Annotated in this window: 23 protein-coding genes; 20 read left to right on the top strand and 3 right to left on the bottom strand. The window is 51.4% G+C overall.

The genetic code is table 11. The features are described from left to right. The 9 genes from VPR01S_RS13300 to pgpA all read left to right on the top strand — a co-directional run bounded on the left by VPR01S_RS13300 (position 1) and on the right by pgpA (position 7,478). Positions 1–1,251 carry a glutamate-5-semialdehyde dehydrogenase gene (locus tag VPR01S_RS13300; protein ID WP_021705857.1) on the top strand — a complete coding sequence of 417 codons (1,251 nt, stop codon included), beginning with the start codon at positions 1–3 and terminating at the stop codon, positions 1,249–1,251. A gap of 104 nt (positions 1,252–1,355) precedes the next feature. Beyond that, on the top strand, positions 1,356–1,805 hold the full coding sequence (gene nrdR / locus VPR01S_RS13295) for a transcriptional regulator NrdR (protein WP_021705856.1): 450 nt from the start codon (positions 1,356–1,358) through the stop codon (positions 1,803–1,805). A gap of 8 nt (positions 1,806–1,813) precedes the next feature. Next, entirely contained in the window at positions 1,814–2,917 is a 1,104-nt protein-coding gene (ribD, locus tag VPR01S_RS13290) for a bifunctional diaminohydroxyphosphoribosylaminopyrimidine deaminase/5-amino-6-(5-phosphoribosylamino)uracil reductase RibD (protein ID WP_040902774.1), read from the top strand. 5 nt (positions 2,918–2,922) lie between these two features. Beyond that, on the top strand, positions 2,923–3,579 hold the full coding sequence (locus VPR01S_RS13285) for a riboflavin synthase (RefSeq protein WP_021705854.1): 657 nt from the start codon (positions 2,923–2,925) through the stop codon (positions 3,577–3,579). A gap of 51 nt (positions 3,580–3,630) precedes the next feature. Next, positions 3,631–4,737: a bifunctional 3,4-dihydroxy-2-butanone-4-phosphate synthase/GTP cyclohydrolase II gene (ribBA, locus tag VPR01S_RS13280; RefSeq protein WP_021705853.1), complete on the top strand. Its 1,107-nt coding sequence runs from the start codon at positions 3,631–3,633 to the stop codon at positions 4,735–4,737. A gap of 211 nt (positions 4,738–4,948) precedes the next feature. Beyond that, the gene (gene ribH, locus VPR01S_RS13275; protein WP_021705852.1) at positions 4,949–5,419 is read left to right on the top strand and encodes a 6,7-dimethyl-8-ribityllumazine synthase; all 471 of its coding nucleotides are present in this window, start codon (positions 4,949–4,951) and stop codon (positions 5,417–5,419) included. Further along, complete coding sequence (gene nusB, locus VPR01S_RS13270) at positions 5,419–5,886, top strand: transcription antitermination factor NusB (protein ID WP_021705851.1); 468 nt, start codon at positions 5,419–5,421, stop codon at positions 5,884–5,886. Before ribH ends, nusB begins: the two co-directional genes overlap by 1 nt. A 114-nt stretch (positions 5,887–6,000) precedes the next feature. Beyond that, positions 6,001–6,975 carry a thiamine-phosphate kinase gene (gene thiL / locus VPR01S_RS13265; RefSeq protein WP_021705850.1) on the top strand — a complete coding sequence of 325 codons (975 nt, stop codon included), beginning with the start codon at positions 6,001–6,003 and terminating at the stop codon, positions 6,973–6,975. Continuing rightward, a complete protein-coding gene (gene pgpA, locus VPR01S_RS13260) occupies positions 6,972–7,478 on the top strand; it encodes a phosphatidylglycerophosphatase A (RefSeq protein WP_021705849.1) in 507 nt (168 codons plus the stop codon). The genes thiL and pgpA overlap by 4 nt, the downstream gene beginning before the upstream one ends. A 55-nt stretch (positions 7,479–7,533) precedes the next feature. Here the strand turns inward: pgpA and VPR01S_RS13255 are convergent, their stop codons facing one another. The 3 genes from VPR01S_RS13255 to map form a co-directional block, all read right to left on the bottom strand. Then, positions 7,534–7,917, bottom strand: a complete 384-nt coding sequence (locus VPR01S_RS13255) for a DUF3461 family protein (RefSeq protein ID WP_021705848.1) — start codon at positions 7,915–7,917, stop codon at positions 7,534–7,536. A 114-nt stretch (positions 7,918–8,031) separates the two neighbouring features. Further along, positions 8,032–10,656: a bifunctional uridylyltransferase/uridylyl-removing protein GlnD gene (gene glnD, locus VPR01S_RS13250; RefSeq protein WP_021705847.1), complete on the bottom strand. Its 2,625-nt coding sequence runs from the start codon at positions 10,654–10,656 to the stop codon at positions 8,032–8,034. A 107-nt stretch (positions 10,657–10,763) separates the two neighbouring features. After that, complete coding sequence (map, locus tag VPR01S_RS13245; protein WP_021705846.1) at positions 10,764–11,642, bottom strand: type I methionyl aminopeptidase; 879 nt, start codon at positions 11,640–11,642, stop codon at positions 10,764–10,766. A 362-nt stretch (positions 11,643–12,004) separates the two neighbouring features. Here map and rpsB point away from each other — a divergent pair, with 362 nt between their 5' ends. The 11 genes from rpsB to lpxD all read left to right on the top strand — a co-directional run bounded on the left by rpsB (position 12,005) and on the right by lpxD (position 23,578). After that, positions 12,005–12,733, top strand: coding sequence for a 30S ribosomal protein S2 (gene rpsB, locus VPR01S_RS13240; protein WP_021705845.1), 729 nt, complete (start codon positions 12,005–12,007; stop codon positions 12,731–12,733). A 132-nt stretch (positions 12,734–12,865) separates the two neighbouring features. Beyond that, positions 12,866–13,708, top strand: coding sequence for a translation elongation factor Ts (gene tsf, locus VPR01S_RS13235; RefSeq protein WP_021705844.1), 843 nt, complete (start codon positions 12,866–12,868; stop codon positions 13,706–13,708). Between the two features lie 148 nt (positions 13,709–13,856). Beyond that, positions 13,857–14,588 (top strand): UMP kinase, encoded by a 732-nt coding sequence (gene pyrH / locus VPR01S_RS13230; protein WP_021705843.1) that lies wholly within the window; start codon positions 13,857–13,859, stop codon positions 14,586–14,588. A 101-nt stretch (positions 14,589–14,689) separates the two neighbouring features. Further along, on the top strand, positions 14,690–15,247 hold the full coding sequence (frr, locus tag VPR01S_RS13225; protein WP_021705842.1) for a ribosome recycling factor: 558 nt from the start codon (positions 14,690–14,692) through the stop codon (positions 15,245–15,247). Positions 15,248–15,345: 98 nt separating this feature from the next. Further along, a complete protein-coding gene (gene uppS, locus VPR01S_RS13220; RefSeq protein WP_021705841.1) occupies positions 15,346–16,101 on the top strand; it encodes an undecaprenyl pyrophosphate synthase in 756 nt (251 codons plus the stop codon). Positions 16,102–16,114: 13 nt separating this feature from the next. After that, a complete protein-coding gene (locus VPR01S_RS13215; protein WP_021705840.1) occupies positions 16,115–16,957 on the top strand; it encodes a phosphatidate cytidylyltransferase in 843 nt (280 codons plus the stop codon). 48 nt (positions 16,958–17,005) lie between these two features. Continuing rightward, positions 17,006–18,214 (top strand): 1-deoxy-D-xylulose-5-phosphate reductoisomerase, encoded by a 1,209-nt coding sequence (ispC, locus tag VPR01S_RS13210; protein ID WP_021705839.1) that lies wholly within the window; start codon positions 17,006–17,008, stop codon positions 18,212–18,214. Then, on the top strand, positions 18,211–19,566 hold the full coding sequence (gene rseP, locus VPR01S_RS13205) for a sigma E protease regulator RseP (protein WP_021705838.1): 1,356 nt from the start codon (positions 18,211–18,213) through the stop codon (positions 19,564–19,566). Before ispC ends, rseP begins: the two co-directional genes overlap by 4 nt. Positions 19,567–19,606: 40 nt before the next feature. Continuing rightward, the gene (gene bamA / locus VPR01S_RS13200; protein WP_021705837.1) at positions 19,607–22,015 is read left to right on the top strand and encodes an outer membrane protein assembly factor BamA; all 2,409 of its coding nucleotides are present in this window, start codon (positions 19,607–19,609) and stop codon (positions 22,013–22,015) included. A 14-nt stretch (positions 22,016–22,029) separates the two neighbouring features. Continuing rightward, entirely contained in the window at positions 22,030–22,539 is a 510-nt protein-coding gene (locus tag VPR01S_RS13195; RefSeq protein WP_021705836.1) for an OmpH/Skp family outer membrane protein, read from the top strand. Between the two features lie 7 nt (positions 22,540–22,546). Next, positions 22,547–23,578 carry a UDP-3-O-(3-hydroxymyristoyl)glucosamine N-acyltransferase gene (lpxD, locus tag VPR01S_RS13190; protein ID WP_021705835.1) on the top strand — a complete coding sequence of 344 codons (1,032 nt, stop codon included), beginning with the start codon at positions 22,547–22,549 and terminating at the stop codon, positions 23,576–23,578. Positions 23,579–23,596 lie beyond the last annotated feature (18 nt).

Here is a 23,596-nt window from a genome sequence, read left to right as displayed (position 1 = left end):
GTGGATTTAATGAACATGGGCAAGGCGGCCAAAGAGGCTGCTTTCCACCTGGCGACCGCCTCGACGGCGCAGAAAAACAGAGCTCTGGCCATTATTGCCGATGAGCTGGAAGCCAACGCTGATACCATTCTGGCGGCCAATGACAAAGACATTCAACTCGGTCGTGAAGCTGGCCTGAGTGACGCATTGCTTGATCGCTTGCTGCTCAACTCAGAGCGCCTGCAGAGTATGGCCAACGATGTACGCAATGTGATTAGCCTCAATGACCCGGTGGGGAGCGAAATCGACAGCAAAGTGCTGGAAAACGGTATGTCGCTGTCACGTCGACGTGTCCCATTGGGAGTGGTCGGGGTGATTTACGAAGCGCGGCCGAATGTGACCATCGATATTGCGGCGCTGTGTCTGAAAACGGGGAATGCCAGCATTCTGCGCGGTGGCAAAGAAACTTTCTTCTCCAATATGGAGCTGGTGAAGGTGATTCAATCGGCGCTGGAAAAAGCGAAGCTTCCTGCGGCTGCCGTGCAATACATTGAAAAACCGGATAGAGAGCTGGTGACCCAGTTGCTCAAGCTGGATGATTATGTCGATATGATCATCCCTCGCGGCGGCGCTGGTTTGCATAAAATGTGTAAAGAAAACAGCACGATCCCTGTGATTATCGGCGGATTCGGCATCAGTCATATGTTTGTTGACGACAGTGCAGAGCTGGACAAATCACTGGCTGTGATTGAAAACGCGAAAGTACAGCGTCCGTCGGCGTGTAACGCGCTCGATACCTTGTTGGTGCATGAAAACGTGGCGGCACAACTGTTACCAAAGCTGGCGGCTCGCCTGGCTGGCCGTGTGACTTTCGTCGCGACACCTGAGGCTAAAGCACTGCTGGGGAGTGCCGCTGAAATGCGTGAGGCCGTGCACGGGGACTTCGATACGGAGTGGCTGAGTTACACCTTAGGGGTGAAGCTGGTGGCGGATGTACGGGAGGCGATCGAGCATATGCGACAGCACAATGCCAGTCATTCGGATGCGATCTTAACCAATAGCCTGAAAAATGCGGAGTTGTTTATTAACTCGGCGGGCTCGGCGGCAGTGTATGTTAATGCCTCGACCCGCTTTACCGATGGTGCACAGTTTGGACTGGGCGCGGAAGTGGCCGTCTCAACACAAAAACTGCACGCCCGTGGGCCGATGGGCTTGGAAGAGCTGACCAGTTACAAATGGGTAGGCGTGGCAGATTACCTGTCGCGTAGCTAGCAATTTTGGTGCAAAGTCACCGTAAAAAGGGGCGTTGACGCCCCTTTTTGTTTTCTTCACCGAAGCAATTCCGCTACACTACCAATCAATTACTTGGAGGTGATATGCATTGTCCTTTTTGCTCTGAGAACGACACTAAAGTGATCGATTCTCGTCTGGTGGCGGATGGTCATCAGGTCAGGCGTCGCCGTCAGTGTCTGGCGTGTGGTGAGCGCTTCACCACATTTGAGAGCGCCGAGTTGGTGATGCCGAAAGTGATCAAGTCGAACGGCAATCGTGAACCGTTCAATGAAGACAAAATGGTCGGTGGTATTCAGCGTGCGCTGGAGAAACGCCCGGTCAGTGCTGATTCGGTGGAACTGGCCATCAGTCAGATCAAATCCAAGCTGCGGGCAACCGGTGAACGCGAGGTACCGAGCGAAATGATTGGTAACCTGGTGATGGAGCAGCTGCGTGAACTGGATAAAGTGGCCTATATCCGATTTGCGTCCGTATACCGTAGTTTTGAAGACATTAAAGAGTTTGGTGAAGAGATCGCCAGACTGGAAGATTGATGCACACCATGCCGACTTTTACTCCTCTTGATTATCAAATGATGTCCCGTGCCATTCAACTGGCCAGACGGGGCGTCTACACCACGGCTCCCAATCCGAATGTCGGCTGTGTCATCGTGTGCGATGGCAACATTGTCGGTGAAGGCTTTCATTACCGTGCCGGCGAACCACACGCGGAAGTGCATGCACTCCGTATGGCGGGCGAGCGGGCTCGCGGCGCGGTGGCGTATGTAACGCTTGAGCCATGTTCGCACTATGGCCGAACTCCGCCCTGCGCCGAGGGGTTGATTCGGGCGGGGGTGAGCAAAGTGATTTGCGCCATGGAAGATCCGAACCCCAAAGTGGCCGGTCGAGGCATTACTATGCTGCGTGAAGCGGGGATCGAAGTCGCGGTGGGGTTACTGGAGCAAGATGCGCTGGCACTCAACCCTGCTTTTATTAAGCGGATGAAAACTGGCATGCCGTACGTGCAACTGAAAATGGCAGCCAGTCTCGATGGTCAAACGGCGCTGGCCAATGGTCAGAGCCAGTGGATCACGTCTGATGCCGCGCGTCAGGATGTCCAGAAATACCGTGCACAGGCCGGCGCTGTGCTTTCAACCAGCCGTACGGTAATTGACGATGACGCTTCTCTGAATGTGCGCTACGACGATCTTCCTGCTGGAGTAACGGCGCATTACGCACGCCAGGATGTACGCCAGCCTGTGCGGGTGATCCTCGATCGCCAGCAAAATCTGCTGCCAACACTTAAACTGTTTAATACGGCTGGAGAGGTCTTGGTTGTGTCTCCGCAAGGGGATGTCGCCACCAAGTTGGCTGAAGATGGTCACATCGATCTGGCGACGACACTGGCTATTTTAGCCAATGAGCATCACATTCATCACCTGTGGGTTGAAGCCGGCGCCACATTGGCGAGCGCGCTGCTCAAACAGCGTTTGGTGGATGAGCTGGTGATTTATCTCGCGCCAAAACTGATGGGCAGTGATGGACGAGGCCTGTTCGGCGCACTGGGACTGGACACGATGGACCAGGCGATCGAGCTGGATATTCAGGATGTACGCCCGGTAGGAAATGACCTTCGTATCGTGGCTAAGTTAAAACACAAAGATTAACGAATATGTTTACCGGAATTATTGAGGCGGTCGGTACCCTGACTGCCATCACCCCAAAAGGGGAAGACATCAGTGTGACGGTCGATGCCGGTCAACTGGACATGAGCGACGTGAAATTGGGTGACAGTATTGCCACCAATGGTGTTTGCCTGACGGTAACACACCTTGATGGACGCCGTTATACGGCAGACCTGTCGGTCGAGACGATGAACAAAACCGGCTTCACTGGCTACAAGGTTGGCGATACAGTCAACCTGGAAAAAGCCATGTTGCCAACCACGCGGTTTGGTGGCCATATTGTTTCAGGTCATGTGGATGGCGTGGGCGAGATTATTGAACGTCAGTTGGTTGGACGGGCAATCGAGTTGTGGGTCGCGATGCCGCAAGAGATTGCACGTTATGTGGCTGAAAAAGGGTCGGTGACGGTGGATGGCATCAGCCTGACGGTCAACGGCCTGCGTAAAAACGCATTCAAACTGACGATCGTACCGCACACCTCTCAGGAAACCACCATTGACCAGTTTCAGGTCGGACGCCGGGTGAATCTCGAGGTGGATGTGATGGCCCGATATATGGAGCGTCTGCTGCAGGGCGCTGATGAAAGCCAGGAGCCGCAGTCCCGCCTGACAATGGAATTCTTACAACAAAACGGCTTTGCCTAACTTGGCGGGCCGCCTGGCCGATGAATAGCCCAAAACAACAGGAATAAGATCATGCCGATTAGTACGCCACAGGAAATTATTGATGATATTCGTCAGGGGAAAATGGTGATCCTGATGGATGATGAAGATCGCGAAAACGAGGGCGATCTGATCATGGCTGCCGAGCACATTACGCCGGAAGCGATCAACTTCATGGCCACCCACGGACGCGGCCTGATCTGCCTGACCATGACCAAAGAACGTTGTTTGTCTCTCGGCTTGCCGCCGATGGTGCAGGACAATAATGCGCAGTACACCACCAATTTTACTGTCTCCATTGAAGCGGCTGAGGGCGTGACAACCGGCATTTCAGCGGCAGATCGTGCACGCACGGTTCAAGCGGCGGTGGCGAAAGAGGCCAAAGCGTCGGATCTGGTTCAACCGGGCCATATTTTCCCGTTAGCGGCACAGGACGGTGGAGTACTGACCCGCGCAGGGCACACTGAAGCGGGGTGTGATCTGGCGCGTCTGGCGGGGCTGGAGCCTGCGTCCGTGATCGTTGAAATCCTCAATGATGATGGCACCATGGCACGCCGCCCGGATCTGGAAATTTTTGCCGATAAACACGGCATCAAACTCGGCACCATTGCGGATCTGATAGAGTATCGCAACAACACCGAAACCACGATAGAACGCGTTGCTCAATGCAAGTTGCCGACCGAGTTTGGGGAATTTGAACTGGTGACTTATCGTGACACCATCGACAATCAGATCCACTACGCGTTGAAAAAAGGCAGCCTGGAAAATACGCCTTTGGTGCGCGTGCATCTGCAGGATACCTTTACTGATCTGCTGCGCAGTGATCGCAATGCTGAGCGCAGCTGGACGCTGGACAAAGCGATGAAACGCATTGGCCAGGAAGGTGGGGTTCTGGTGATCCTGGGGAATGAAGAATCGGCGGATCTGCTCATCCACCGGGTCAAAATGTTTGAAGCTCAGGACAACGGACAGGCTCCGACCATGGCGAAGAAACAGGGCACCTCTCGCCGTGTGGGGGTTGGGTCGCAAATTCTGGCTGACCTGGGCGTGCACGATATGCGTCTCCTGTCGTCCAGCAATAAGAAGTACCATGCGTTGGGGGGATTTGGCCTTAACGTTGCTGAATACGTGTGCGAATAGTCCCGCTTCTGACCTGACAGACAGAGACAGTCACACAGCCCGCGATGCGGGCTGTGTTTTTTTCTGCTGGGGCTGATGAAGAAAGCGTTGCTCGGTGCTATGCCTACTCAGAAGGTGGAGCCGACGTGGCAAATTTCCATTAGATATTGCTCACAAATCTATGCTAGAATCCGGCGATTCTCACTTGATGAACAAAGTTAAAGGAAAGCTTATGAAAGTGATCGAAGGTGGTTTCCCTGCACCAAATGCAAAAGTTGCGATTGTGATTTCTCGTTTCAACAGTTTCATTAACGAAAGCCTGTTGTCTGGTGCTATCGACACTTTAAAGCGTCACGGCCAAGTGAGCGACGAAAACATCACAGTAGTACGCTGCCCGGGTGCGGTCGAGCTACCACTGGTTGCACAACGTGTTGCAAAAACCGGTAAATTTGATGCTATCGTTTCGCTGGGTTCTGTAATTCGTGGTGGCACACCACACTTTGACTATGTTTGCAGTGAAATGAATAAAGGTCTGGCGCAAGTGTCTATGGAGTTTAGCATTCCTGTGGCATTTGGTGTTTTGACCGTTGATACTATCGATCAAGCTATTGAACGCGCAGGAACCAAGGCTGGTAACAAAGGTGCAGAGGCTGCACTGAGCGCACTTGAGATGATTAACGTTCTGTCTGAAATTGATTCCTAATGGGGGCCAGTGTGAAACCAGCCGCACGTCGTAATGCACGTCAATTTGCGCTACAAGCTATCTACTCATGGCAAATTACCAATGAGAACGTAGCAACTATCGAAGAACAATTCCTTTCTGGTGGCAAATATGATGAAGAAGAACATCATGCCGCTGAGCCTGCTCTGGCTGCACCAGAAACTGACGTTGCTTACTTCCGTGATCTTCTGACCGGTGTGGTACTGAGCCACAAAGAGCTGGACAGCAAGATCCGCCCATACACGTCCCGTCCGATGCAGGACTTGGACATGATGGAGCTGGCGCTGCTGCGTCTGGCGATGTACGAAATGACCCGTCGTGAAGATGTACCTTACAAAGTGGTGATCAACGAAGCGATCGAACTGGCTAAAGTGTTCGCCGCAGAAGACAGCCATAAGTTTGTTAACGGTGTGCTGGACAAAGCCGCACCGCATGTACGTAAGAAATAAACGTTTTCTGTAAATAAAAAGGTCAGCACACGCTGGCCTTTTTTGTGATAATTAACTCATGCTGACCATGACGGGTCGGCATGCCAATCAGTCATAAGGAACCAGGACCTGCCAATGTCTGGGGAATTTAACCTTATCGAAAAATACTTTGTGGGACGCCAGTCTCAGCGCAAAGATGTGCTATTGGCGGCCGGCGATGATTGTGCACTGGTTCAGCCGCCGGACAATGTGGCGCTGGCCATTAGCACCGATACGCTGGTGGAAGGCACTCACTTTCTGAAATCAGCCAACCCGGGTTGGGTGGCGCACAAAGCGCTGGCTTCCAACATCAGTGATTTAGCCGCCATGGGAGCCACGCCTGCATGGGTCTCATTCGCTCTGACCATGCCGCAGGCAGACGAAGCTTGGCTGGCTCCTTTTTGTGACGCCTTTTTCCAGCTTGCCGACTATTTTGGTATTCAGCTAATCGGCGGGGATACCACCAAGGGGCCGTTGTGTCTGACCTTGACGGTGCAAGGGTTCGTCCCGAAAGAGCGTGCCCTGACTCGCCACACTGCTCAGGTTGGCGACTGGATATACGTGACCGGTGATCTCGGTGATAGCCGCGCCGGACTGGATGTGATTCTGGATGCGAACAAACGGTCTTTGCCGTTTGCCGATAAACTGGAAGAGCGCCATTTTATCTCCACACCTCGGGTGTTGGCCGGGCAGGCTCTGTTGAATATTGCCAGCGCGGCTATCGATATATCAGATGGTCTGATTGCCGATCTGGGCCACATTCTGCAACGTTCATCGGTCGGTGCCAGTATTGATGTGGCGGAATTGCCATTGTCGGCGGAACTGTTGCAGTTTCTCGGTGATACCACCCAAGCGCAGCAATACGCGCTGACCAGTGGGGAAGAGTACGAGCTGTGTTTCACCGTCCCGCAAGAGTACCGGGGCACGTTGGACAGTGCGTTGGCGCACTGTGGTACGAAAATCACCTGTATCGGCCAGATTCGCCCGGCCGGTACGTTCGAGTTACATCAGGGCGGCAAGCCGGTAGAATGGCAACTGCACGGTTTTGACCACTTTAAGGCAGGAAAATGACCAATCCACTTTCTTTGATTTCTTTGAAAAATCCCTGGCACCTGCTCGCCACCGGATTTGGCAGCGGATTGTCTCCGATTGTCCCGGGCACCATGGGGACACTGGCGGCGGTGCCGTTCTTCCTGTTGCTGGCGCAGCTGCCTTTGCCGTTGTACATCATTGCGGTACTGGCGTCGTGTCTGATTGGGATCAAAATCTGCCAGGTCACGTCCGACGACATGGGAGTGCATGATCACGGCTCGATTGTTTGGGATGAATTTTCCGGCTTCTGGATCACCATGCTGGTGGTGCCCTGGTTTCAGATTCCGCTCAGCGACTGGAAATGGTTGTTAACAGGATTTGTGTTGTTCCGAATTTTCGACATGATCAAGCCCTGGCCGATCAGTTGGCTGGACAAAACCGTCCACGGTGGCTTCGGGATTATGCTGGACGACATTGTTGCCGGGATCATGGCTGGGATTGCATTGTATCTGGTTGGGCACTTTGCGGGTTGGCTGAGTTGAAAGCTTAGCTGTCCGTGTTCTAGAAAAGAAAGGCTCCGAATGGAGCCTTTTGTGTTTATTTCAGTTTGTCTAAATCAGCTTCAATCTCAGCGATCTTGCTGGCCACTACTTTTTCCAGATGTTTGAGATCCGACAGGATCTTCTGCTTAATATCTGTTTCAGTGTGTTTTTCCGGCTTGGTCAGTTTGTTCAGTTCATCGATAACCAGAGTCAGGTTTCGGTTGATCTCAGTGACTTCCTTGTATTGATGGCTGCCGCTGTCGACCAAGACGTTTTTCACCTGTCGCGGATACTTGAACTTGACACTCTTCGCAAACAGTTCGCCTTTCTGCTTACGAAAATAGATCTTCAGTACGTCTTTGTGCGCTTCCTGGCGTAGAGAGTAGCGCTCTATCTGTTTAGGATCCTGGATGCCTAAGCCGGTGAGGTTTGGATACATAAGTGACCTCTTAATGTTTGTCTCTGAAACAGTACCACCTTCCTACTGTAGCAGTCTAAAAATGTGTCAGATAGCTGATATTTAAACCAAATGCCTAACTTGTGGGCGAGATCGCTAGTTCGGTGCCAGCTCAGCCACATTGTCGATGAGTGATGCCCGCAGGGCTTGCTCTTCGTCTTCGCTCAGGCGGCCGCCATTGTGACTGGTGAGAATAAATAAATCCTCGGCTCGTTCGCCAATGGTGGTGATTTTCGCCGCATGCAGGTTGATGCCAAGATCCGCAAACGTCGCCCCAACGGTGGCCAGCAGGCCGGGAGTATCCAGAGCAACAAATTCCATCAGGGTGCGTTTTTTGCTCTTGGTTGGCAGAAAATCCACCTGAGTGCGGACTTTAAAATGCTTGAGCTGACGCGGTACCCGGCGCGGCCGGATTTTAACCGGACGGCTGTCTTGCAGCACGTGTGTCAGGTGCTTAATGATGGCATTGTGGCGATTTTCCTCCACCGCATTACCGAATTGATCGAGCACCATAAAGGTATCCAGCACGTAACCGTCTTTGCTGGTCATGACCTGTGCATCGTGGACATTGAAGTTACGTCGGTCAAGCTCGGCCACTACAGTAGCAAACAGCGCATGTTGGTCTTTGCTGTAGACAAACACTTCGGTGCCTCCACGGGTGGCTTTTTTGCTCACCAGAATCAAGGGCTGATCCGGATCGTCATGGCGCAGCAGGTGGGTGCAGTGCCAGGCGATCTGTTTGTGAGTGTGACGTAAGAAGTAGTCGGCTTTAAAACGTTGCCATAGCAGCTCGATCTCCCGTGCGGCAAAGCCTTCTTTGCGCAGCAGCGCCGACGCCAACTGCTGGTTGTGACGAATGCGATCACGGACGTCGACCGGATTTTCCAGCCCGCGGCGCAGCGCACGTTGGGTTGAATAAAACAGCTCAGCCAGTAGGGTGCGTTTCCAACTGTTCCACAACTCCGGGTTGGTGGCGCAGATATCGGCCACGGTCAGACACACCAGATACTCCAGGTATTCCTCGTCGCGGACCGTTTTCGCAAACTCGGCTATCACGTCCGGATCGTAGATGTCACGACGCTGCGCCGTGACGGACATCAACAGGTGATTGAGCACCAGCCACGACACCAGTTTGGCTTCGGGTTTGGACAGGCCATGTTCGATACAGAAACTGTAGGCCTCTTCTGCGCCGATTTCGGAATGATCCCCGCCGCGGCCTTTGCCGATGTCATGGAAAATCGCGGCCAGAATCAGCAACTCTTTTTTCTGCAGCCGAGGGTAGACCTCACAGCAGATCGGGTGTTTGTCGTGATTACTGGCGTAGCTAAAGGTATTGATGTGTTTGAGCAGACGGATGCTGTGTTCGTCGACGGTGTAAACGTGGAACAGGTCAAATTGCATCTGGCCGACAATCTGGCTCCACTGTGGCAGGTAAGCGGCCAATACTCCGAGTTTGTGCATCAGGCTGAAGGCTTTATGCAATGCGTTAGGGTGGCGGCACAGCTCCATGAACTTTTCCCGAGCCTCCGGGATGGTGTGGAGAAACTTGTTCAGGCGACGGCGGGCAGTGCGCAGTTGACGTAGCGTCGGCGGAGCGACGCCTTCGATGCTTGAATCGTTAGCAATATGGATAAACATGTCCAGAATGGTTTCTGGCCGGGCCTGAAACAGCGCCGGTTTGCGCGCTTCTATCAGCGGCCCGCGACGCTGAAAATCATCACTGAGGATTTGCGGTGGTGCCTCAATGCCGTTTTCTAAGATGGCCTGGTCGAAAATCTTGAGCAGCATTTTGTTGAGTTCTGCCACCCGGCGCAGCGTGCGATAGAACTCTTTCATCATCATCTCAACTCCGCGGTTGCCGTCGCCGACAAAACCGAGGTGTTCGGCCACTTTGACCTGATGGGCGAACGTCAACCGGTTGTCGTAGCGTTTGAGTTCTATGTGCAGCGCAAAGCGCACCCGCCAGAGAAAGTCCTGACACTCGACCAGTTCACGGTATTCGGCGTCGGTCAGAAAACCAAAGCGGCTCATCTCAAACAGAGAAGTGGCGCCGAAGTGGCGGCGGGCAATCCAGCCCAGGGTGTGAATATCGCGCAGCCCACCCGGTGTCGACTTGATGTCCGGTTCCAGATTGTAGGTTGTGTCGTGGTAGCGGGCGTGGCGTTCGCGCTGCTCTTGTACTTTCGCCTTGTAGAAGGTCTCACTCGGCCAGAACGATTCAGAATGAATAACCATCTTGAGCTGATGAAACGTATCTTCACAACCACACAGCAGGCGCGCTTCCTGTAAATTGGTGGCCACGGTCAGATCGCGACGACCGATGTCGGCACACTCGTCCACGGAGCGCACGGCATGGCCGACTTCCAGCCGTAAGTCCCACAGTAAGGTAATGAACTCACTGACTTTAGTGCCCATCGATTCGGGTAACGGCTTGCGTGATACCACCAGAATATCGATGTCTGATAAGGGGTGCAGTTCGCCTCGGCCATAACCGCCCACCGCCACCAGACTGATGTTGGGCAGAGCGTCAAAGCCAAAGTGTTGCCACAAACGGAACAGCAGCAGGTCAATGTACTCTGCCCGGCCGAGGACCAAGTCGGTCACCGGATGATGTTTGAGGAATTCCTGCTTCTGATACTCGGCAAACAGGTCCAGCTGATTTTTCAGTTCACTGACGCTGAGTTGTTGTTCAGAAAAAGTCAGAGGTGATTGGTAAGGCATACGCGGCAATCCATGCGGTTAACTCCATAATCATTCAATTTATCAAAACGGAGCCAATAAAAAAATATCCCCGCAGGGCGGGGATATTCAAAAGGAGGTCACAAGGCTTACAGGTTGTTCATATGACGCGGGATGGTGTCATCGCTACGCAGGGTCATCACCTCACAGCCTTCTTTCGTGACGACAATCGTGTGTTCGTATTGCGCCGATTTTTTGCCGTCGCCGGTGTACACCGTCCAGTCGTCCGCGGCGTCGACGCTTACGCCAAATTTGCCCGCGTTAATCATCGGCTCGATGGTGAAACACATGCCTTCTTTCAGTACACGGCGGTCGCTGTTCTTGTAATGCACCACCTGCGGTTCTTCATGGAATTCATTGCCGATGCCATGACCACAAAAATCTCTCACGATAGAAAACTTATTGCGTGGGTTCTTTTTGTTGTTGTCTTTGATGTATTTCTCGATGGCGCTGCCGATGTCACCAACCGTCGAGCCAGGTTTGACGGTGCGCATACCGACGTAGAGCGCTTCCTTCGTCACCATACACAGGCGTTTGTCTGCCGGTGACACCTCGCCCACCAGGAACATTTTAGAGGTATCTCCGTGGTAGCCTTCCGGGCGTACGCTCAGATCGGCCTTTTCATCATTGGGCACGATCACGGTAATATCGACGTTGATAATGTCGCCGTTTTTCAGTACCGCTGGCTTTACCTGACCATTGCTGCCCACTTCGTCTTGTGTGGCAGGGATACCGTGACACACGATGTGGTTGATCGATGTACAGATAGATTTCGGGAAGCCGTGGTAGTTCAGCGGTGCTGAGTATGCGCCTCGCTCCAGAGCGTAGTCGTGACAGATCTGATTCAGTTCCTCTGTCGTTACACCCTCTTTAATGTGAGGTTCAATCATTTCAAGAACGTCGGCAGCCAGTTTTCCGGCGATGCGCATACGCTCGATTTCTTCAGCAGTTTTGATCTTGATAGACATCGACTTCTCTCTGTTTATTCTGGAGCACAGAATGTGCTTGTGGTCGCATTCTAACAGGATGTGTTGAGAATGTGTATTTGTCTTATTTCTGTCGTGGCGCTTGAGTGGTTTGAAGGCGGGTTACGGCGCGTCTGCGAGCTTGGTAACGGGCAATTTTTTCTGGTCAAGAGTGGCTGTTTTGTGATATAAAGCGCGCCGGAAACTTGGTTCGTTTTCTTCGAAAGGCGAAGCGGATTACGTTTCCGAGTATACTTTTATCTTTAAATCACACACATTCCGACACATGTTCCGGGGTGCCCGTCTGATAGACAGGGTCGGATTCATGGGGGATGTGGAGGCCTAACCCCATAGAGGATTTTAAAATGGCAACTGTATCAATGCGCGATATGCTGAAAGCTGGTGTTCACTTCGGTCACCAAACTCGTTACTGGAACCCAAAAATGAAGCCATTCATCTTTGGTGCTCGTAACAAGGTTCACATCATCAACCTAGAAAAAACTGTACCGATGTTCAACGACGCTCTGGCTGAGCTGGCTAAAATCGGCGAGAAAAAAGGTAAAGTTCTTTTCGTAGGTACTAAGCGCGCTGCATCTGAAGCTGTTAAAGAAGCTGCTATCGCAAGCAACCAGTTCTACGTAAACAACCGCTGGTTGGGCGGCATGCTGACTAACTACAAAACTGTTCGTCAGTCTATCAAGCGTCTGAAAGAGCTTGAGACTCAATCTCAAGACGGTACTTTCGACAAGCTGACCAAGAAAGAAGCTCTGATGCGTACTCGCGAAATGGAGAAGCTAGAGAAATCTCTTGGTGGTATCAAAGACATGGGCGGCCTACCAGACGCTCTGTTCGTAATCGACGCTGATCACGAGCACATCGCAGTTAAAGAAGCGAACAACCTAGGTATTCCAGTATTTGCTGTTGTTGATACCAACTCTAACCCAGATGGTGTTGACTACGTTATCCCAGGTAACGACGACGCGATCCGTGCGGTACAGCTATACCTGAACGCTGCAGCTCAAGCTGTGTCTGAAGGTCGTAACCAAGACGTTGCAGCAGCTGCTGAAAAAGACGGTTTCGTAGAAGCTGAATAATAGCGGCTCTGTGTCACACTTAGTTTTATGTGAAACCAAGTTGTCGCATAAACTAAGTTATAGTTAGCATCAGGGGCCGACAATGTAGGCCCCTGATTTTTACCATATCCAGAATCAACTGAGGAATAGAGAATGGCTGTTACTGCTGCTCTAGTTAAAGAACTGCGCGAACGTACTGGCGCAGGCATGATGGAATGTAAGAAAGCGCTTGTTGAAACCAACGGCGACATCGAACTAGCAATCGAAAACATGCGTAAATCAGGCGCTGCTAAAGCTGCTAAGAAAGCAGGTAACCTAGCAGCTGAAGGCGCGATCATCATCAAAGACGCTGATGGCGTTGCCGTTCTTCTTGAAGTTAACTGCCAAACTGACTTCGTTGCTAAAGATGCTAACTTCGCTGCATTCGCTGAGAAAGTTGCAGCTGACGCGCTGGCTTCTAAAGCTTCTGTTGAAGAACTACAAGCGAAATTCGAAGAAGAGCGTGTTGCTCTGGTCGCTAAGATCGGTGAAAACATCACTATTCGTCGCGTACAATACGTTCAAGGCGCAGCTATCGCTTCTTACCGTCACGGTGAGAAAATCGGTGTAGTTGTTGCTGGTGAAGGCGATGCTGAGACTCTGAAGCACGTAGCTATGCACGTTGCTGCTTCTCGTCCAGAGTACCTGAACCCTGAAGACGTACCTGCTGACGTAGTAGAAAAAGAAAAAGCGGTTCAAGTTGAAATCGCGATGAACGAAGGTAAACCTGCAGAGATCGCAGAGAAGATGGTTGTTGGCCGTATGAAGAAATTCACTGGCGAAATCTCTCTGACTGGTCAGCCATTCGTTATGGAACCTAAGAAATCTGTTGGCGAAATCCTGAAAGAGAAAGGCGCTACTGTTTCTGCATTCGTTCGCCTGGAAGTAGGTGAAGGTATCGAGAAACAAGAAGGCCTGAGCTTCGCTGAAGAAGTCGCACTGGCGCAGAAAGGTTAATCCTTAGCGACGTGCACAATAAAAAGACCGTGGCCATGGCTGCGGTCTTTTTATGAGTAGCGGCCGATTTGCCGTGATGGATGCAGGTTAAGTGAGCCTTCATCCATGACTGTTAATCAATAACTCTCTTTTTTGGAAGGTAAACTCCATGACTACGAACCCTAAACCGGCATATCAACGAATTCTGTTAAAACTGAGTGGTGAAGCGCTGCAAGGCAATGAAGGTTTTGGTATTGATCCTGCGGTACTGGACCGTATGGCGCAAGAGGTCAAAGAACTGGTTGAACTGGGTGTTCAGGTGGGCGTGGTTATCGGTGGTGGTAACCTGTTCCGCGGTGCAGGTCTGGCGGAAGCGGGTATGAACCGTGTTGTGGGTGACCACATGGGGATGCTGGCAACGGTAATGAACGGCTTGGCGATGCGTGATGCCTTGCACCGTGCTTACGTGAACGCACGTGTAATGTCGGCAATTCCACTGCAAGGTGTGTGTGACGACTACAATTGGGCAGATGCCATCCGTGAACTGCGTCAGGGCCGCGTGGTGATTTTCTCGGCAGGTACCGGCAACCCATTCTTTACAACCGATTCTGCGGCGTGTCTGCGTGGTATTGAAATTGAAGCCGATGTGGTGCTTAAAGCGACCAAAGTCGATGGCGTATTTAGCGCAGACCCGGTAGCAAACCCGGACGCAGAACTGTATGATAAGTTGTCTTACAACGCTGTTCTGGAAAAAGAACTGAAAGTGATGGATTTGGCAGCGTTCACACTGGCTCGTGACCACAAAATGCCAATCCGTGTATTCAACATGAATAAACCAGGCGCCCTACGTCGCGTGGTGATGGGCGAAGCAGAAGGCACGCTGATCAGCGTCGCTGAATAACAGACTCAATTGCCATCGACACTCTCAGGTCGATGGCGTTGCCTTTTGCTTAAACCCTATTAGGCTTTCTTTTAGAAAGAAGACATATCTAAGGTGAAACTGTGATTAACGAAATCAAAAAAAGCGCTCAGGAGCGCATGGACAAAAGCGTTGAAGCGCTAAAAAATAACCTTTCTAAAATTCGTACCGGTCGTGCTCACCCAAGCCTGCTATCAGGTATCAATGTGGAGTATTACGGTGCACCAACTCCTCTGAACCAGGTTGCAAACGTAGTTGCTGAAGATGCACGTACTCTGGCTATCACGGTTTTCGATAAAGAACTGACACCTAAGATTGAAAAAGCGATCATGCAGTCTGACCTGGGCCTGAACCCAATGTCAGCAGGCACTGTGATCCGCGTTCCGCTGCCGCCGCTGACGGAAGAGCGTCGTAAAGATCTGGTGAAAATCGTACGTGGTGAAGCCGAAGGTGGTCGTGTGGCGATCCGTAACATCCGTCGTGACTCAAACAGCGAACTGAAAGCACTTCTGAAAGACAAAGAAATTTCAGAAGACGAAGATCGCAAAGCACAAGACGAGATTCAAAAACTCACCGATGCAGCTGTTAAGAAAGTTGACGAAGCACTGGCTGCAAAAGAAAAAGAGTTGATGGAAGTGTAATCGCCTATAAACTCGACATTTCTGGAAACGCTGTGCTCGCAGCACAGCGTTTTTTTGTGCTACTCTTATGCCCCGTTGATAACCCACATAACCTCCTTATGCAGAACTCACAACTCTCTCCTGACTCTTTACCTCAACACATCGCGATCATCATGGACGGCAATGGCCGTTGGGCAAAGGCTCAGGGTAAACCACGAGTTTTTGGGCATAAAAATGGAGTGGCTGCGGTACGAAAAACCATTTCGACAGCCGCCAAGTTGGGGATTAAAGCGGTCACTCTGTTTGCGTTTAGCAGCGAAAACTGGCGTCGACCAGAAGAAGAAGTTGGCGTTCTGATGGAGCTTTTTATCAGCGTATTGTCGACAGAAGTGAAGAAATTACACAAAAATAACCTGCGTCTGCGCATTATTGGCGACAAGACCCGTTTCAGCCAGCGTTTGCAATCGAAAATTGCCGATGCGGAAGCGATGACCGCTGGCAACACAGGCATGGTGATCAACATTGCGGCGAACTATGGCGGCAAATGGGACATCACCGAGGCCATGAAAGTGGTGGGCCAGCAGATTCAGGACGGGCAACTTCAGGCGTCAGATGTGACAGAAGAGCTGATCGCTCAACACCTGACTATGGCCGATCTGCCTGATGTTGACCTGTTGATCCGCACCAGTGGTGAATGTCGGATCAGCAACTTTATGCTTTGGCAGCTGGCGTATGCTGAGCTGTATTTTACTCCGGTTTATTGGCCTGAGTTTGGAGAAGAGCACTTATTAGATGCAGTGACTTGGTTTGTTAATCGTGAAAGACGCTTTGGTTGTACCGGTGAACAAATCAAGGCATTGATGAACAACTCATAAAGGATTCATCAGTTTGAAGCAAAGAATTATTACGGCGCTGATTTTAGCTCCTCTGGTTATTCTGGGCATTTTTATGCTGCCGCTACCATGGTTTATGGCGGCGATTGCAGCGGTCACTCTCGTCGGCTTCTGGGAGTGGACACAATTTGTTGATTGCCGCTCCCGTGTTCTGGCGTTGATCCCGGCGGTTGTGGTGGGGGGCGCGAGCCTGTTTTTCGTCCAGTCGGATGTCCTGAGTCTCAATACGTTGACTCCCGCTCATTACGCGATTTTGACGATTGGTGGAATTTGGTGGGTGATCTCCAGCTTGATGGCGATCACGTACCCTAAATCCAGCAATGGCTGGCAAAATTCCACGATATTGCGTCACTTGTTTGGCATATTGACGCTATTGCCATTTTTCTGGAGCGTGTTACTGCTGCGTGCTGAAGGCATTGACTCCGATCCATATCACGGTGCCAAACTGGTCTTGTTTGTATGCTTATTAGTCTGGGCGGCTGACAGCGGGGCGTATTTTGCCGGCAAATCGCTGGGCAAACGTAAAATGGCGCCGAACGTCAGTCCAAATAAAACCATTGAAGGCCTGATTGGCGGCATTCTCACAGCTCTGGTGGTGGGCTGGGTTGCAGCGGACTGGTTCGATATTACTTTTACCAATCACGCCGTGATGTTGGTGATCACGCTGATCACTGTGGTGATCTCCGTGTTAGGTGATTTGGTTGAAAGCATGTTCAAGCGTGTATCCGGGATTAAAGACAGCAGTAATATCATCCCGGGGCATGGTGGCATTCTCGATCGCATCGACAGCCTGACAGCGGCTTTCCCGGTCTTTGCTCTTCTATACTTCGTCTTCTAATCTCTACGGGCAGGGCATCCCTGCCTGTAAAATTCATGGTCTCTTGCTATGCGTAAGTTAACAATCCTCGGTGCAACGGGCTCCATCGGTGCCAGTACATTGAAAGTGGTCGCACAGAACCCACAACAGTTTTCTGTCGTGGCTTTGGCGGCAGGAACCAACGTAGACAAAATGCGCCAGTTGTGCGAAACCTGGCGACCGAAATATGCCGTGATGGCCTGTGACGACGCAGCGCTGTTACTCAAACAGCAATTGGCTGAGTTAAAGCTGACCACTGAAGTACTGTCTGGCGTCGAGGCCATGTGTCACATCTCCTCCTTTGATGAAGTCGATACGGTCATGGCAGCCATCGTAGGCGCAGCCGGCCTGATGCCGACGATGGCCGCAGTCAAAGCGGGCAAACGTGTATTGCTGGCCAACAAAGAAGCCCTGGTGATGTCTGGGCAACTGTTTATCGATGCCGTTGAAAAGTACGGTGCCGAAATCATGCCCGTGGACAGTGAACACAACGCGATATTCCAGTGTCTGCCAACGGACGTTCAGGTCAACCTGGGGCGCAGTGACCTCAAAGCCAATGGTATTCAGCACATCCTGCTCACCGGATCCGGTGGTCCGTTCCGCTACAGTGATATTGCCTCACTGGCCGAGGTGACGCCGCAACAGGCCATTGCCCATCCAAACTGGTCGATGGGACCGAAGATCTCTGTGGATTCCGCTACCATGATGAACAAAGGTCTGGAATACATCGAAGCCAAATGGTTGTTCAACACCGAACGTGATCAGCTGAAAGTGCTGATCCATCCGCAATCGGTGATTCACTCCATGGTGCAATATTGTGATGGTTCACTACTGGCTCAAATGGGCGAACCGGACATGGCAACACCTATCTCTCTGACGATGGCTTATCCGGAGCGCGTGCCGGCGGGCGTTCAGCCCCTGGATTTTACTCAGTTAAGTGAGTTGACTTTTATGGCACCGGATTACGACCGTTATCCGTGTCTTAAACTGGCCATTGATGCCTGTTATGAAGGTCAGCATGCGACGACCTCACTCAATGCCGCCAATGAAGTGGCTGTCGATGCCTTCCTTAATCAGCGTATCCGTTTTACCGACATTGCTGAGGTAAATGAAAGAGCCATGTCAAAAATTTGTTCGACTCATAGCTTGTTACAGTGCTACGACTTGGAAAGCCTGATTGAGCTAGATAGAATGACTCGCAGTATAGCCCTGGAAATTGTACGTGAGCGTTCGCTATGACCGGTATTTTATGGAACTTCGCTTCTTTTATTATCGCCCTGGGCATTCTGGTGGCGGTGCATGAGTTTGGTCACTTCTGGGTCGCACGTCGCTGTGGCGTGAAAGTCGAGCGCTTCTCCATCGGTTTCGGTAAATCGATTTGGACCAAGCAGGGGAAAGACGGCACAGAATACGCGCTGTGCGTGATTCCTCTTGGCGGCTACGTCAAGATGCTCGACAGCCGGGTAGATGAGGTTAGTGCTGACGAAGCGCATCTGGCGTTTGACCGCAAAGCGTTGTGGAAACGCACTGCGATTGTGGCCGCAGGCCCCGTGTTTAACTTCCTGTTTGCCATTTTTGCCTACTGGCTGGTGTTTCTGATTGGCATTCCGGCTGTGAAGCCAGTTGTTGGTGAAGTGACCCCGTATTCCATTGCGGCAGACGCGGGCTTGCAACAGGATATGGAACTTAAAGCGGTCTCGGGCGTCAAAACCGCAGACTGGGAATCAGTGAACATGGCGTTGATCTCACACATCGGTGATCCGCGCATGACTCTGACCGTGGCACCAGCCGATGGGCTGGGCGCACCGCAGACACTGAATCTGGATTTGTCCGAGTGGAACTTTGATCCAGAAAAAGAGTCTGCTATGGGAGCGTTAGGTTTTAAACCGTTTACGCCGGACATCTCGCTTACCATCAGCAACGTGTCGGAAAATGGCGCAGGAGCCAAAGCCGGCCTGGAACGTGGCGATACGCTGTTGCGGGCCAATGATCAAACGCTCACGGAATGGAAACAGGTGGTCGAGCTGATTCAAGGGAGTCCGAATGTGCCTGTGGCACTGACGATTGATCGCGCTGGTGAAACCCGCACCCTGACGTTGACACCGGACAGTAAACAGGCGCAAGGCCAGACGATCGGCTTCGCAGGAATCGCTCCGGAAGTCGCAGAATGGCCGCAAAGTTATCGCTTTGAGCTGCAATATGGTGTATTTGAGTCAATCGGTAAAGCGGTTGAAAAGACGGGTCAGGTCATTGATTTGACCATGTCGATGTTGAAAAAACTCGTCGTTGGCGATGTCGGTTTAAATAATCTCAGTGGCCCGATTTCGATTGCGAAAGGCGCTGGAACCACTGCGGATTATGGCTTGGTGTACTTCTTAGGCTTTTTGGCGCTAATCAGTGTCAACTTAGGAATTATCAACTTAGTCCCTCTGCCAATGTTGGATGGTGGCCACCTGCTGTTCTTTGCTATTGAAGCGATTATACGTCGTCCCGTACCTGAGAAAGTGCAGGAAATGGGATATAAAATCGGCGGTGTGATTATTTTTTCTTTAATGGCTGTGGCAATATTTAATGATTTTACTCGCCTTTAAACAGGGCATCGGGTTGTTGTAAGGAATAACTAAAACAAGTATGGCGATGAAAAAAATTCTGTTTGCGACGTTACTGGCGACCAGTGTTTCCGCAAACGGAGCAGAGAACTTTGTAGTTCAGGATATTAAAATTGAAGGTTTGCAACGTGTGGCACTGGGTGCGGCATTGTTGAAAATGCCCGTTCGAATTGGTGATAACGTCGATAGTCAGGATGTGGCGGAAATCATCAAGGCCCTGTACACGTCAGGCAACTTCGAGGATGTCAAAGTCCTGCGCGACGGCAATGTGCTGGTGGTGCAGGTCAAAGAGCGTCCGACAATTGCCAGCGTTTCCTTCTCCGGAAATAAAGCGATCAAAGAAGAGCAACTGACTCAAAACCTGGAAGCGTCCGGTATCCGGGTGGGTGAGGCACTGGATCGCACCAAGTTATCTAACATCGAAAAAGGTCTGGAAGACTTCTACTACAGCGTTGGTAAATACAATGCGACGGTAAAAGCGGTCGTAACGCCGTTGCCACGCAATCGTGCTGACCTGAAATTTGTCTTCACCGAAGGCGTGTCGGCCAAAATCCAGCAGATCAACTTTATTGGTAACGAGGTCTTTTCCGACGAAGAACTGCTTAGCCGTTTCAATCTCAATGTGGACGTTTCATGGTGGAACTTCCTGTCCGATGACAAATATCAGAAACAGGTGTTGGCCGGCGACATTGAAGCGCTCAAATCGTATTACCTTGACCGCGGTTACCTCAAGTTTCAGGTAACCTCGACTCAGGTGGCGATTTCACCGGATAAAAAAGGCGTCTACATCACGCTGGGTCTGGATGAAGGCAAACCGTACAAGGTAAAAGACGTGCAGTTCCGGGGGGAACTGATCGGCAAAGAGAAAGAATTCCAAGGTATGGTGCCGTTTGAAGACGGTGATGTTTACAACGGTTCGTCAGTCACTGCGCTCGAAGAGAGTGTCAAGAAAGCGCTGGGTGAGGCGGGCTATGCGTATCCCCAGGTTCGTACCATTCCTGAGTTTGATGATGAAAACCAGGAAGTGTCTCTGATCGTGAATGTCGAAGCGGGCAACCGTATCTACGTGCGCGATATCCGCTTTGTCGGGAACAACTCAACCAAAGATGAAGTGCTGCGTCGCGAAATGCGTCAGATGGAAGGCAGTTGGCTGAACTCGAAATCGATCGAGACCGGTAAAACCCGTCTCAACCGTCTGGGGTTCTTTGAAACGGTGGACGTGCAAACGGTGCGCGTACCGGGCAGTGAAGACCAGGTTGACCTGGTGTACACGGTCAAAGAGGCCAACTCAGGCAGTGTTAACTTTGGTATCGGTTATGGTACAGAGTCGGGTGTCAGCTTCCAGGTAGGCTTGCAACAAGACAACTTCCTGGGCAGTGGTAACCGGGTCGGCATCAACGCGATGATGAACGATTACCAGAAGAACATTAGCCTCGACTATCGCGATCCGTACTGGAACCTGGATGGGGTCAGCCTGGGCGGCAAGATCTTCTACAACGAGTTTGAAGCTTCAGAAGCCGGTATCGTCGACTATACCAATGAAAGTTATGGTACCAGCCTGACGTGGGGGTTCCCGTTTGATGAGCTGAACCGTTTTGAGTTCGGTGTTGGCTACACGCACAACAACATCGGTAACCTGACCCCATATCTGCAGATTGAACAGTTCTTGTGCAGTATGGGCGACTGTAATGCGACCAGCCTGCAAACCGATGATTTCGATATCAATTTGTCGTGGACACGCAACAACCTCAACCGGGGCTATTTCCCGACCGCAGGGAATTACCAACGTGCCTCGGCAAAAGTAACCGTACCTGGCTCTGACACGCAGTACTTTAAGCTGCAGTACGATATCCGTCAGTATATCCCACTGACCAAAAAGCATGAGTTTACTCTTCTGATGCGTGGTCGTTTGGGTTACGGCAATGGTTACGGCGAAACCGACGGCAACGATAATTTGTACCCGTTCTATGAAAACTTCTATGCCGGTGGCTTTACCTCGCTGCGTGGTTTCGGTTCGAACAGCGCGGGCCCGAAAGCGGTGTACCGAGATTACTCCGGCTCGAACAACGGTGCGGATACAGCAACGGATGATTCGGTCGGTGGTAACGCGGTGGCACTGGCCAGTCTGGAGCTGATCGTCCCTACGCCATTTGCGTCGGATGAAGTGCGTAACCAGATCCGTACCAGCGTGTTCCTGGATGCTGCCAGTGTCTGGGATACTGAGTTTGATTACCGCAGTGGCGGTGCAGACTATGGTGACAAGTACTACTATGACTACTCAGATCCAACGAATTATCGCGCATCATACGGTGTAGCCCTGCAATGGATGTCACCAATGGGACCACTGGTCTTCTCACTTGCGAAACCTATTAAGATTTACGAAGGTGACGATGAGGAATTCTTCACTTTCACTATCGGCAGAACCTTCTAACAGAGGAATATATTTTGAATAAAATGATTAAAGCGGCTGGTGTAAGCCTTATCGTTCTTACGTCTTCATTCTTTGCTAATGCCGCAGAAGCTGCTCAGAAGATTGGCTACATCAACACAGCTCAGGTGTTTCAGGCTCTGCCTCAACGTGAAGCGGTGATGCAGAAAATGCAGAAAGACTTTAAAGGCAAAGCCGATGAACTGAAGAAAATTCAGTCTCAGGCGAAGACGAAAATCGACAAGCTCAAGCGTGATGGCGAGCTGATGTCAGCGGATCAGGTTGAAAAGCTGCGTATCGAGATCGGCCGTCTGGACAGCGAATACAAGATCAAAGCGCAAGCACTGGATCAAGCGTCTAAGAAACGTGAAGCAGAAGAGACACAAAAGTTGTTTAAAGTGATTCAGGATGCGGTTGAGAAAGTGGCCAAGCAAGACGGCTACGATATGGTGATTGATATGCAAGCCGTGCGTTTCGCCAAACCTGAAAACAACATCTCTGAAAAAGTAATCAAAGCACTAAAATAATAGCGATATGACAACTCTGACTCTGGCCGACTTGGCCACTATTACCGGGGGGGAGCTACACGGCGACGCAGAGGCAACTGTGTCGACGGTGGCTCCGATGGATAAGGCGGCTGAAGGTCACGTGACTTTCTTGTCAAATCCGAAATACGCCAAACATCTGGCTGATTGCAAGGCAACGGTTGTGATGGTGAAAGCGGCTCAGCGTGAGCTTTGCCAGGGCAATGTGTTGGTGGTGGATGACCCGTATGTGGCGTTTGCAAAAGTCGCGCAAGCGCTTGACAGCACGCCGTCTCCGGCCAGTGACATTTCACCGTCAGCGGTCATCGCTGAGGACGTCAGGCTGGGGAGCAATGTGTCGATCGGAGCCAATGCGGTCGTTGAGTCAGGGGTCACGCTAGGTGATAACGTGGTGATTGGAGCGGGTTGTTTTATCGGTAAGAATGCCACGCTCGGCGCCAACACCAAGTTGTGGGCGAATGTGTCGATTTATCACGATGTGATGATTGGGTCTGATTGTCTGGTGCAAGCCAACACAGTGATTGGTTCCGATGGCTTTGGTTACGCCAATGAGAAAGGGGAGTGGATCAAAATTCCTCAGATTGGCACCGTTCGTATCGGCAACCGAGTTGAAATCGGTGCCGGCACCACCATTGACCGTGGTGCGCTGGACGACACCGTTATTGAAGACAATGTGATCCTCGATAACCAGATGCAAATCGCCCATAACGTGCACATCGGATATGGTACTGCCATGGCTGGTGGTACTATTGTCGCAGGCAGTACCAAAATTGGTAAATACTGCATTATTGGTGGTGCGTCGGTCATCAATGGTCACATTGAAATTGCAGACGGCGTAACGATCACTGGTATGGGTATGGTAATGCGGAGTATCGAAGAGAAAGGCATGTACTCATCTGGTATTCCACTACAGCCAAACAAAGAGTGGCGTAAAACAGCAGCTCGGGTTCATCGTATTGATGAAATGAACAAACGCCTGAAAGCGGTTGAGAAGCTGCTGGAGCCGAAACAGGAATCGTGAGGATTCCTGACTCGCTCA

The organism is Vibrio proteolyticus NBRC 13287 (assembly GCF_000467125.1).
GTDB lineage: Bacteria > Pseudomonadota > Gammaproteobacteria > Enterobacterales > Vibrionaceae > Vibrio > Vibrio proteolyticus.
This window is presented reverse-complemented; position numbering and strand designations above follow the sequence as displayed.